Origin of the sequence: Chryseobacterium sp. D764 (assembly GCF_019317325.1) — a bacterium.
Classification (GTDB): Bacteria; Bacteroidota; Bacteroidia; order Flavobacteriales; family Weeksellaceae; genus Chryseobacterium.
This window is the reverse complement of the sequence record NZ_CP079219.1, coordinates 529,586-541,823: the sequence shown is the minus strand read 5'-3', so window position 1 is coordinate 541,823 and position 12,238 is coordinate 529,586. Positions and strand designations below refer to the sequence as shown.

Here is a 12,238-nt window from a genome sequence, read left to right as displayed (position 1 = left end):
TGCCAACCTCTGTCTTTTTTGTTTGCAGCTTATCTTAGGCTTGTTAAGACGTTTGTTGAATTTGCTCAATCTCTGGATTTATTGAGGCTGTAACTTATAAACTTAATATAAAAACAAAAACCTCCCGAATCATCGGAAGGTTATACTGTAATTTGTCAGAAATATGAAATTTCAATGGGCCAAATATAACAAGTTGTTTCTCTCACAAAATATGATCTGGATCATACTGCTGCGGAAAATATTTCATGTGTTCAACGGAAAATAAAATCATTAGATTTGAAACTACAGTTTGAAAAATATCTGTTACTTTTTCTTGATCATCCCATTTTTATCAAATTAAATTGTACTTTTGTTTTCTATTATGCAAAAATTTCTCAGAGTCTTTTTTGTTTTCTCTTTACTTCTGATATTTGTTTCTAATGTCAGCGGCGTAAACACATGTCTTGATCATGCTAAACATGCAAAGAGTAAAGTGATCTATAAAAAAGGTTCCAAAGAAGAGAAAATTCCTACCTTTTCACAGGACGACGAATGTCAGTGTGCGCTTCATATGCACATGAACAATGTTCTCCTTCCTGAAGCTTTGAACATGGATTTTGCTATCAATAGTACGAATGACAGCGAAATGCCTCAACCAAAAGCCATTTCATACCGTTGTCTTCTCGACTTCTTCAGCTCCCGGGCTCCCCCATCTTCATTTTTCGCGGCAGCTTAATCTAGAATCCTGCCTTCATTTTTGTATACAGATTCTTGTAGTCTGTACTGTTATGCCGTGGATACCTGTGTTTTCACACAATTAAAGATATCCTTTTATTAATGGGCATTTTCACTGCCCGTACATCCCTATTCATGATTACCAGTAATTTTAATTATTCGGGAATAATTCATTGTATTTCCCCAAATTCTGCGAAACTTTTAAGTTTAAGTTTCATTACCGCATCTTCATTTCTATATGCTCAGTCCCGTTCTGAAGATTCCTTATCTACAGTGGTACAAACGGTTGAAATCATCGGAAGAAAGTCTAAAGATTATACATCAGACTACTCTTTTGCTGCCACTAAGATTGCTATGAAAAATAAAGATCTTCCTTTAACTCTTAATACCGTTACCAAGGAACTGATCACCGACCGCCAGGCCTTTCAGCTTGGAGATGTTATGAAAAATGTGAATGGAGTCTCTCCTTCCAGCTATTACAACCAATACAACATCCGTGGAATCAGTCAAAATGAAGAAGGACAGATTATCAATGGAATGCGGACACGACAGTATTATTTTCTACAGCCTATGACTTCCAATATTGAGCGTGTAGAAATTTTCAAAGGTCCAGCAAGTATTACCATGTCCAGTGTGGATCCTGGAGGAACAATTAATATGGTTACCAAAAAACCGTTGTCAACTTCCCGTCACGAGATCAGTTCATCGGGAGGCAGTTTTGATACTTACCGTGTCACCACAGATCTTACAGGCCCTTTAAACAAGAGCAAAACTCTATTATACCGCTTTAACGGAGCTTACCAAAATGCTCAGTCGTTCAGGGATCATGTTAAAAACAGCGGTGTTTTAATTTCTCCTTCCATCACATTTGTTCCGAATGAAAAAACATCGGTGAATGTAGAAATGATTTTCAATGATCTTTATGGAAACCTGGACAGAGGGCAGCCTATTTTCGGTGCTGTTGCTGGAAAAACGGATTTGTACAGTACGCCAAGATCTTTGAATCTGGGAGCTCCCGATGATTTTTTTAAAACCAGGGAATTGATTCTGATGGGAAGTGTTGCCCATCATTTTAACCCATTTATCAGCTTTAATGCTTCTTATATGAAACAATACTGGAAAGAAAACCTGCAGGAACACCGAACCACCAATTCCTTTGCTCCTGACATGGATAATAAACCGGTTTCCAGCCTTGCGATGATGCAGTTTGTGCAAAGAAAACAAAACTGGGCAACAGACAATATTAATGCTTATTTTAATTTTAAATTCAAAACAGGTGCTGTTCAGCATCAGGCTTTAATAGGCTATGACAGCCAGATCTGGGAAAAACGCAAAGGCGGACAACAAAATGCTGCAAGAGGTTTTCTTTTAAAGAACGGTTCTGTAGTAGCTTCTTACAAACCAGCCAATGCTGCTGATTACCAGACTATCAATTACAATGGAACACTCATTCCTAAACCTAATGTCACTCCATTTGATCTGAATCCGGGTGCAGAAAATTATCAGGGTACTAATTTTAATACATTGAATGTTATAACTGCTCTGCCTTCTGCTCTTACCACTACACACGCTGCTTATATTCAGCATTTTTTCACATGGAAAAAGTTCAAAATCCTATCAGGAATACGTCAGGAATGGTTTCAGGACACCACCAATTTCAAAGAATCCAATGAGTCTTCATTCCGGAATAATAAACTTCTGTACAGATTCGGGATTACATACAGTCTTACGGATGATATTAACCTTTATAGTACTTACCTTACCGGATTCCAGCCACAATCCAATACGGTGACATTAATGCCCAATACCTCCAGTCTTACAGGCAGCGAATCTGCAGCACGATTTAAACCACTGACTTCAGATCTTAAAGAACTGGGAATTAAGGCACAGCTTTTCGGAAAAATCTCATTGAATCTTGCTGTGTATGAGATCAACCAGAGAAATATCTTAATCAATGCCAATAATCCATCGGAACCTGATGAACTAGTACAGAGAGGTGCCGACCGTAGTCGTGGATTTGAAGCTGATTTTTCCGGACATATTCTTCCTCAATGGCATATTTACGGAGGCTACAGCTATATTGATGCTAAAATATTGGACGATACTAATTCTGATCTTGTAGGGAAAAGGAAAGAAAACACTTCTAAAAATTCTGTCAATATCTGGACGCGCTACAATTTTTCAAATATTGAATTCATAAAAGATTTCGGAATTGGTGCAGGAATGCTTTATCAGAGCTCTAAAGTTCCGTGGTTCACAAGAAGTTTTGAACTTCCCGCTTATACGACCATAGACGCTGCATTGTACTACACTCCGGCAAAGTCTGTCCAGCTTTCTTTTAATCTGAATAATATCACCAACAAAGTCTATTGGATTGGGGCTCAGAATTATTTAAGGTTATTTCCGGGAACTCCAAGGAATTATTTACTAACTGCTACTTATAAATTTTAAAATATGGCTATTTCAAACTTACAACTGATGGTGAGAAAAACCTGGCAGGATTTGTTTAAAGGAAAACAAAATCTGCTCACCACTATTGCTGTACTCCTATTCTGTATGCTGAGTATTGGTATAGGATATACAAAATATACGGATTCCTTTTCAAAAATAAAAGAATACCGGGAAGAAGTCCGGGAAAGCTGGGAACACAGACCTGATAAGCATCCGCACCGTATGGCGCATTATGGTTATCTGGTTTTCAGAATCGGGCATCCTCTGAATATTTTTGACAATGGATTAGATGATTACCTTGGGAATGTCATATTTCTGGAGGCCCATAAACAGAATACAGCTAATCTTTCGGAGGCTGGAAGCTCAGGAACTTTAGTAAGATTCGGGGCTTTCAGCAGTGCTTTTATTCTGCAGAATATTGTTCCGCTGATTATTCTTTTTTTAGGATTTGGATTAATTGTTCAGGAACGAGAGAGTGCCACCTTAAAAATCATTAGTGTACAGGGAACTTCCGGAAGGGATATTATCTGGGGCAAAATTCTGGGACTCTGGTTATTTTCTCTATGCTTTCTGATTCCGGTGATTCCTATTGTTTTCCTTGCAGCGTTCATGTCCGAGACAACAGATTCGGCTGATATTTTATTACGCCTGCTTTTCCTGTTGCCTGCTTATATGATCTATTACTTTTTTATAAGCACTTTAACTGTTGTAGTTTCTGCAAACAGCAAAAGTACTTCTTCAGCATTGATCAGTCTTATAGGCTTCTGGCTTCTTTTCATTATTGTTTTACCAAAAGGTGTTCAGTTTGCAGCACAGAATTTATATCCGGCACCTTCCCGTATTGCTTTTGAAACAACCTTGGAAAAGGATATTTTAAAGTCTGGAGACAGCCACAACCCTGACGATCCTTATTTCAAAAAGATCAAAGATTCTTTACTGACAAAGTATAAAGTGAAAACAACAAATGAGCTTCCTTTCAACTATGGAGGATTTGTTATGAAAGAAGGGGAAAAAATAAGTTCACAGATTTATATCAGACACCAAAAAGAATTGCAAACCATTTACAACAGGCAACAAAATCTGACCGATTTTTCAGGGCTGATCAATCCGGCCATTGCCATTAAAAACTTTTCAATGATTGCAACAGGCACAGATTTCTTCTCTTATACTCAATTTCAAAAGCAGGCTGAAGAATATCGCTATCAGATGGCCCAGCATTTAAATGATTTACAAATTGAGCATATCAGCAATATAAAACCGGAAAACGGTGGACCACCTGCTGTGATTGATAAAGACAACTGGGAGAAGTTCCCGGATTTTAAATACAGGTATACTTCTGTTCTGTACAGTCTGAAAGAACAGCCAATACCTGCTGCCTCATTAGTTCTATGGATGGTTATCTGTGTCATCGCCATCGAAATAAGTGGAAGAAAATTAAAATTAATCTAAATGAATCGTTATTTATATACCCAATTTTACCGTAACAAAGCGTATATCATTGCTCTTTTGTTTTTACTTATAGCCGGAATTATGGCTATTTATACAGGGAAAAAATTTCTTGACAGGAACGGAGATATCATTTCTAAGAGTGAAGTATTTCAGGAGGAAAGCATTCAAAGGAATATAAAATTTCATAAGGATGATCTGGGGCTGGTTCTTTATTATATTAAATTCAATCTGGTGAATGAAACACCCAGGCTTGCTGCTTTAAATATTGGAATGCGGGATTTAAATCCCTCTATCCAGGGCGTAACCATTCGAAATCTTGAGGAACAGCGTTATAATTCTGATTTTTATAATCCTGCCAATGCAGCAGTAGGAAATTTTGACTTTAGTTTTGTGATTGTTTTCCTTTTTCCACTGGTCATTGTCGCGTTTTGTTATAATCTGATTTCTGAGGAAGAAGAAAGAGGAACCTGGAAATTGCTTTCAGTACAGAGTGGCAATTTACAAAAGCTTCTGGATCAGAAGATGTTTATACGTTTTTTGGCAGTGACAGCTGTATATTTTGTGCTAATAATCATTGCTTCGGCCTGGATAAAAATACCGTTAGACTCTTATTATACTGCCTTTCTTATTAGTGGATTCCTTTATATTCTGTTTTGGTTTGCCTTATGCAGATGGATTGTTTCTTTCCGTAAATCATCACCTCAGAATGCGTTAATTCTTCTGATCATTTGGGTGGGCATCAATTTTATTATTCCCATGAGCAGTAATATTCTGATCCAAAAAGTATATCCGGTTCATGAATCTCTTAAAGCAGTGATGGAACAGAGAGAAGGCTACCACAACAAATGGGATGAAGCTAAACGCCCCACTATGGAAAAATTTTACAAGGCATATCCTCAGTACAGAAATTTCACTGTGGAAGAAAATGATTCATTCACCTGGACCTGGTATTATGCCATGCAGCATATGGGAGATCTTGAATCTGCGAAGTCTTCAGAACATTATACTGAAAAGATGCAAAAACGGAATCAGGCGGCAACTTATTTAGGCTACCTCCTTCCGAATCTTCATACTCAGCTTGTAGAAAGCCGTCTGGCAAAAACGGATATGCAGAATCATTTGCATTATGCTTCATCACTTAAAAAATTCCATGAGAAAAAACGCTTATTCTTCTATCCTTTTATTTTCTCCGGAAAAACGGCAGAATCTATCAACTGGAAAGAACAAATCATACAAGTGTTCAAATTCTCTGACCCTATAAAATGGATACAGCTTGTACTGCCATACCTCATCTTCATTGCATTATTTATTATCCTTTCACAAAACAAATACCGAAAACTATGTTAAAAACAATCAACTTACATAAAAAATACAACGATTTTACGGCACTTCACGCTCTTAATCTGGAAGTAAAAAAAGGGGAAATATTTGCGCTACTCGGGCAAAACGGAGCTGGTAAGAGTACAACAATTAATATTCTTCTGGGGCTTATCAAAGCCACTTCGGGAGATGCTTTCATCAATGATATTTCGGTAAAGGATCATCCTCAAAAAATAAAAAAACACCTGGCTTATATTCCTGAAACAGTGCTTTTGTATCCTCAGCTCACCGGATTGGAGAATCTAGATTTTTTCTCCAAAATCGCAGGATTTAATTATCAGAAAGAAGAACTATCTGCCCTGCTTCAGCGTACAGGATTGCAAGAAACAGCCCATCAAAAAACACTCGGAGGGTATTCAAAAGGGATGCGCCAAAAGGTAGGAATTGCCATTGCTCTGGCTAAAGATGCAAAAGTACTTCTTCTGGATGAACCCACCAGCGGACTGGACCCAATAGCTACGGCAGAATTTACAGAGATTGTTCGCCAGCTGGGTAAAGAAGGCAGAACGATTTTAATGGCCACTCATGATATTTTCAATGCAGTAAGTGTGGCCACGAATATCGGTATTATGAAACAGGGAGAACTTGTACAGAACTTACCTTCCAAAGCATTTACAGCACAGGAATTACAGGAGCTGTATCTGAAAACGATTTAATTTTCATATTAAATATTTGGTTGATGCCCGGTGACTTTTTGTTGCCGGGCATTTTGCTGATATCCGTTATTTATGCCAAGGCTTTTTTGTATTCTGTTAAAGCTCTTTCACGGGCAAAGGTATGTTCTACTATTGGAGAAGGATAAGCTGAGGTATTCCATTCAGGAAGCCATTTCTTGATATAAAGCAGATCTTTATCAAATTTTTCAATCTGAGCTGTGGGATTAAAAACCCTGAAATAAGGAGCTGCATCGCAACCGCTACCTGCTGCCCATTGCCAGTTTCCATTGTTTGCAGACAGATCATAATCATTCAGTTTTGAGGCAAAATAGGCTTCACCCCAACGCCAGTCGATCAGTAAATGCTTACATAAGAAACTTGCCACAATCATTCTTACACGATTATGCATATAGCCTGTCTGGTTAAGCTGTCTCATTCCGGCATCTACAATGGGATATCCTGTAGTTCCTTCACACCAGTGTTTAAATTCATCTTCATTATTCCGCCAGTTGATATTATCATACTGTTTTTTGAAGGATTGATGCACCACCTGTGGAAAATGATACAGAATCTGCATAAAAAACTCACGCCAGATCAATTCTGAAAGCCATGTTGAATTATGATCCAATGCAAAGGCCACACATTTCCTGATGCTGATCGTTCCAAAGCGCAAAGCTATTCCTAATTGTGTGGTACGTTGTAATGCCGGATAATCACGGTATTTATCATAATTATCAATAATGGAAGCATCCAGAATCGGTTTTGTAAAATCAATTTCCGTTTTTTTGAACCCTATTTCCTTTAAAGTAAGGATATCAGAATGTTTCTGTGGAAAGAAATTATTAAAATTGAGCTCTACAGATTTATAATGTTCCGGAGTTAATGCTTCGCGCCATTTCTTTGCAAAAGGGGTATAAACAGTATAAGAAGAACCGTCTTTTTTAATAATCTGATCTTTATCAAAAATGACCTGATCTTTATAAGCTTTAAAAGGAATATTCTTTTCTGTGAAAAAATAATAGACTTCTTTATCTCTCTCAATCGCCTGAGGTTCATAATCCCGATTGCAGAAAACACCCTGAATATCATACTCTTCTGATAATTCCCTGAAGATCTCTATGGGTTTACCATAATATATATTGATTTTGGAATTATGCTTTTCCAATGAAATATTGATATCCGTCAAAGCCTGATGGATATAATCAACCCTTCGGTCTTCTTTATCTTCCAGCTTTTCAAGAATATCAGTATCAAATATAAAAATGGGTATTACCGGATCTTCAGATTGGAGTGCGTGAAAAAGACCTATATTATCTTCCAGTCTTAAATCACGTCTGAACCAGAAAAGGGTAACTTTATGTTTCATGTAATTCAAACTACTTTATCATTCTATCGTTATAATACATTTCATAACTAAGGATAAAGATACAGATTTTAGTGCATAAATATTTTTAACAATTCGTATTACTTGGCTTTATCATTACAATTTGTATAATGATATGAATTAAAATTTTCCGACATTTGTCCGGAATTTAGTATGAATAGAAACTTACAGTAATGGAAGAATTTGAAGTCCCGGTAACCTATAAGGGTAAAGAATTGCTTTTCAACGGAAAGCTTGCCACATTCTCACACGGCTATAAATTGTATGTAGATGTTGATGGCACTGAAGTTATCATTGAGCGTGATGATCATGGTGACTTAAGAGCACTTTTACCAGATTTAGCTGCGGAAAACACGATTGACAAAGGACTTATTGAAGCTATTATTGAGGTTTTCAGAGAACTTCAGGTTTTATAATTTATTTTCTGAAAGTTTAGGATATTAGAAAGAGGCTGTCTAAAAGTCAAATTATTTGACTTTTGTCATTCTGACGAAGGAAGAATCTCATTAATAATCCAGTAATTTGCTTTATTCGAAGACTACATAGTTCACTTTATCTACTCCCGTATTTCCGGTTTTCTCATGATAAGCATACAATACGAGTTCATAGTTTCCCGGAGAACTGATGAGGTGATTTCCTTCAAAAAGATTGGTCGAAACCAGTGACAGGTCTATATTCTTCACAAATTTTCCGTCTTTTTTCAGAATTCCTTTCACTTCAATTTCATCGGAATTCCATACACCTCCTTTATCTATAACACATCCGCACATCATAACAATATTGGCCTGAAAAAGGAAAGGTTTATCTTTAATGCTGTTCAATGCAATATATTGATGGGTTCTTGGCTTCAGAATATCAATGATGTATCCCGGAATTTCAAGGATAATTCCTTCTCCTAAAATATGTTTTCCCGGAATCAGCCACAATTCTGTGCTTACCACCGCCTGGGCCTGTTTGCTGTTCAAAGGAGAAATCACTTCTATATTCACAAATGTAGGTTCATCAATATCCACAGCCGCCATAAAACCTCCGGTCTGCGCATCTGCAATGGAATTTCCTCTGATTTTAGGCGTTTTCATAATCAGATCTGTATTTCCGGTACTTCCCGTAGTATTTCCTTCTGCCAGAATCCTTTGATTAAGTTTATTTCTGATGATAATATGAGCGCCGCCCAATGAAGTTCCTATAAATTTGGCATCTCTTGCTTTCGCTCTTATCATGATTTTGGTTTCAGTTGCCGAAATCATAAGATTGGAAAAAAGAAATGCAGTGATGAGAATTAATGCTTTCATGATTTGCTTGATTTTAAATATTCCTGTTTAAACCTGTGATGGAAAGATTCATCTTTTAATTGCTGATCAATATGATCCAGATACGTGAAAATCCCCAGATCTTCTGCTAGTACTTTCAAAATTGCTTTTTCACAGCTGTCCCAGATCTTCTCCAGCTGGGGAAGCATTTCAATGGCTTTTGGAGACAATGAAATAATCTGTTTCCGTTTATCTACACTGTCTTTTTTGATGTTGAGATAACCGTTTTCACTCATTTTTTTAACAATAACTACAACAGATGGGTGCGAATAGCCCAGCGGTTCAGCAATATCGGTAATTGAAATTTCCCCTTTCTTTTTCAGTAGCATAAAGACCAGATACCAATTAGGTTCAACATCAATTCCAAATTCTTTATAAAATTTCCGGACATCATGAGACATCCTATCGCTGATTCTTTTCAGTCTGCTGTCCAAAGCTTTATATCCTAATTCTTTAATAAAGTCAAAATCCATCTGAAATATATTTGTGGTAAATATATAAAATACAAAGTCAACTATATAGTTAACTTTGTATTTTTTTAAAACAGAATTAAAACTCTTTAATAAAAAAAGGTTTTATTTGAAGGTTTTCCTATATTCACCCGGCGTTACTCCCCTATATTTTTTGAAGAGTTTGGAAAGATGGCTTTCATCACTGAACTGAAGTTCATAAGCAATTTCACTTAGTCGTACACTGCTGTATTTTAGATACGTTTCTACCAATTTCAGTCTATAGTCCAGCAGATAATCCTGATAAGAAACTCCTGTCTGCTGTTTAAAATACTCTCCGAAATAATTTCCGGAAATCCCAAAATGTTCAGCAATAACCTGAATTCCGGTTTTCTCACGGTCCTTTATATGCTGTTGAATATAAGTGATGATCTTCATGATCGAAAAAGCTTTGCGGTTTTCCTGAAGGTCAGAGGTTTCACTCTGAATGATATTCCGGGCAATCAGATTCAGAAGGATCGACATACAGTTGCGGATAATAAGGTAATCTTCTGCTTTGTTTTTGAACTCATTAGCGATCTGAAGAATAAGGGTTTCGGCAAACTGCTCATCATTTTTATTCCTGAAGATACAACCAGCCCTTGCATGATAATTATGGCTGATATATTGCAGCTTATGCAAATTCTCACAGCTTTCAATACGGTCTGCTTCCAGCCGGATTTTATCAATAAATTCAGCCGGACATTGAATGCTGATAAGCTGAGCCATTTCACTCTTAAAGCGATACTCTTCCTGCTGAGGAATAATAAAAAGCTTACCCTGAGAAAAATTAATACTGCGATCATCATACGCGAGTGTACCTTCCCCTTTGACAACATAAACGAATGTGAGAAAAGTCTTTGTTTTAAACACAATCTCTTCTTCTTTCAGTTTTATTTCTCTTACATCAATTTCTTCAAGCGGCAGTCCTTTCATTATACACTGTATTTTCCTCCAAAAGTACAATTTTAACAGAACATAAAGCGGGTATTTTTGCATAAAAAAGTATGAACACATATCCGAAACGGTGGCAGGCACTCAATTTTCTGATCGCAGGTGCTTTTCTCTCACCTCTGGATTATTTTATTGTCAATATGGCTTTGCCTTCTATCAAAAAAGCATTCAGTGCCAGCGATCATCAGCTTCAGATGGTTATTGCCATTTATGGACTTACTTATGCAGCGCTTGTTGTTTGCGGCGGACGGCTGGGTGATATTTACGGCCGTAAAAAGGTATTTATATCAGGATTATATACTTTCCTGTTTTCATCCCTCGCCTGCGCTTTTTCTCCTAATGTTATGTGGTTGATTATTTTCCGGCTGTTTCAAGGCGTTGGCGCATCACTGCTCGCCCCTCAGGTATTAGCTTCTATAAAGGATCTCTTCAGCAGTCAGGAGCAGCCTAAAGCAATAAGTCTTTTCAGTTCGGTATTTGGGCTAGCTTCAGTGGCCGGACAATTGCTTGGCGGAGTTCTTCTAAGTATGCATTGGGGAAATTTTTCCTGGGAAATGGTTTTTCTTGTAAATGTTCCTATTACGGTTATCTGTATTCTGGGAATCCATTTTACTATGAATGAGGATAATAAGAAAGAACAGACAGGTATTGATTTTACAGGAGCTTTATTATTAATTCTGGCTTTGCTTATGCTTATCTGTCCTCTTATTTTCGGACAAAAATTTGAATGGCCATGGTGGATCTTCGGGATTCTTCTTGGAGGAATTTTATTACTTATTTTATTTTTAAAATATGAGAAGAAACAACTTCAAAAAAGCCGTCCGGTACTCATAGATCCGGCACTGTTGCACCATAAACCTTTTGCATTAAGTCTTCTGATCATCTTCTTTTACAATTTCACGGCAGGTTTATTCATTTGTTATCCTTATTATTTGCAGCAGTTTCTCCATCAGAATTCATTGCAGACAGGGTTGGCTATCGTTCCTTATGGACTTGCCTTTTTCCTGGGGCCTTTGATTACCACGCGGATAAAACTGAGCGCTTCTAAAATGATCTACGTAGGATTGGGATTGTTGATGACAGGCTTTGTGATAAGTGCAGTAACTTTTTATTTTCAGCAAAAACCATCTTTACTCACTCATATCACTTTGTTTATAGCTGGATTCGGGCATGGTACCATTATGCCTGTTATGATGCGTACAGCTATTTCTTTAGTTTCTAAAGATAAAGCAGGACAGGCTTCCGGTTTGATAAGTATCGGCATTCAGATTGGCAGTGTGACCGGTGGAGCTGTTATTGGGACTTTATTTTTTAATCTGACACCTATTCTGGGGTTCACAAAAGCATTTGTTGCAGCGGTAGGAATGATCGGTATTTTTCAACTTATTGGAATATGGGCAGGAAGCAGGTTGAGAAAGATCATTGATTAAAAGACATTTAAATAATAAAAAT

The 12,238-nt window shown here is 37.1% G+C and carries 11 protein-coding genes; 7 read left to right on the top strand and 4 right to left on the bottom strand.

Going from position 1 to position 12,238, the window contains the following annotated elements:
• The first annotated feature begins 361 nt into the window (after positions 1 to 361).
• The 5 genes from KYG33_RS02340 (at position 362) to KYG33_RS02320 (ending at position 6,650) form a co-directional block, all read left to right on the top strand.
• Entirely contained in the window at positions 362 to 715 is a 354-nt protein-coding gene (locus tag KYG33_RS02340) for a hypothetical protein (RefSeq protein WP_180563536.1), read from the top strand.
• A 134-nt stretch (positions 716 to 849) separates the two neighbouring features.
• Positions 850 to 3,165 (top strand): TonB-dependent siderophore receptor, encoded by a 2,316-nt coding sequence (locus tag KYG33_RS02335; protein ID WP_219072600.1) that lies wholly within the window; start codon positions 850 to 852, stop codon positions 3,163 to 3,165.
• Positions 3,166 to 3,168: 3 nt separating this feature from the next.
• Positions 3,169 to 4,614, top strand: coding sequence for an ABC transporter permease (locus KYG33_RS02330; RefSeq protein WP_219072599.1), 1,446 nt, complete (start codon positions 3,169 to 3,171; stop codon positions 4,612 to 4,614).
• Positions 4,615 to 5,961, top strand: coding sequence for an ABC transporter permease (locus tag KYG33_RS02325; protein WP_077414327.1), 1,347 nt, complete (start codon positions 4,615 to 4,617; stop codon positions 5,959 to 5,961). It abuts the gene before it with no gap.
• Positions 5,955 to 6,650 carry an ABC transporter ATP-binding protein gene (locus tag KYG33_RS02320; RefSeq protein WP_219072598.1) on the top strand — a complete coding sequence of 232 codons (696 nt, stop codon included), beginning with the start codon at positions 5,955 to 5,957 and terminating at the stop codon, positions 6,648 to 6,650. Before KYG33_RS02325 ends, KYG33_RS02320 begins: the two co-directional genes overlap by 7 nt.
• A 70-nt stretch (positions 6,651 to 6,720) precedes the next feature.
• Here the strand turns inward: KYG33_RS02320 and KYG33_RS02315 are convergent, their stop codons facing one another.
• Positions 6,721 to 8,016: a cryptochrome/photolyase family protein gene (locus KYG33_RS02315; RefSeq protein ID WP_219072597.1), complete on the bottom strand. Its 1,296-nt coding sequence runs from the start codon at positions 8,014 to 8,016 to the stop codon at positions 6,721 to 6,723.
• Between the two features lie 191 nt (positions 8,017 to 8,207).
• On the opposite strand from KYG33_RS02315, the gene KYG33_RS02310 reads away from it, so the two are divergent.
• Positions 8,208 to 8,450 carry a hypothetical protein gene (locus tag KYG33_RS02310; RefSeq protein WP_149388642.1) on the top strand — a complete coding sequence of 81 codons (243 nt, stop codon included), beginning with the start codon at positions 8,208 to 8,210 and terminating at the stop codon, positions 8,448 to 8,450.
• A 111-nt stretch (positions 8,451 to 8,561) separates the two neighbouring features.
• Here KYG33_RS02310 and KYG33_RS02305 read toward each other — a convergent pair whose 3' ends face one another.
• The 3 genes from KYG33_RS02305 to KYG33_RS02295 form a co-directional block, all read right to left on the bottom strand.
• Positions 8,562 to 9,326: a hypothetical protein gene (locus tag KYG33_RS02305; RefSeq protein ID WP_219072596.1), complete on the bottom strand. Its 765-nt coding sequence runs from the start codon at positions 9,324 to 9,326 to the stop codon at positions 8,562 to 8,564.
• The gene (locus KYG33_RS02300) at positions 9,323 to 9,817 is read right to left on the bottom strand and encodes a MarR family winged helix-turn-helix transcriptional regulator (RefSeq protein ID WP_219072595.1); all 495 of its coding nucleotides are present in this window, start codon (positions 9,815 to 9,817) and stop codon (positions 9,323 to 9,325) included. Before KYG33_RS02300 ends, KYG33_RS02305 begins: the two co-directional genes overlap by 4 nt.
• Positions 9,818 to 9,919: 102 nt before the next feature.
• A complete protein-coding gene (locus KYG33_RS02295; RefSeq protein WP_219072594.1) occupies positions 9,920 to 10,768 on the bottom strand; it encodes an AraC family transcriptional regulator in 849 nt (282 codons plus the stop codon).
• Between the two features lie 71 nt (positions 10,769 to 10,839).
• Here KYG33_RS02295 and KYG33_RS02290 point away from each other — a divergent pair, with 71 nt between their 5' ends.
• The gene (locus KYG33_RS02290) at positions 10,840 to 12,216 is read left to right on the top strand and encodes an MFS transporter (protein WP_219072593.1); all 1,377 of its coding nucleotides are present in this window, start codon (positions 10,840 to 10,842) and stop codon (positions 12,214 to 12,216) included.
• Positions 12,217 to 12,238 lie beyond the last annotated feature (22 nt).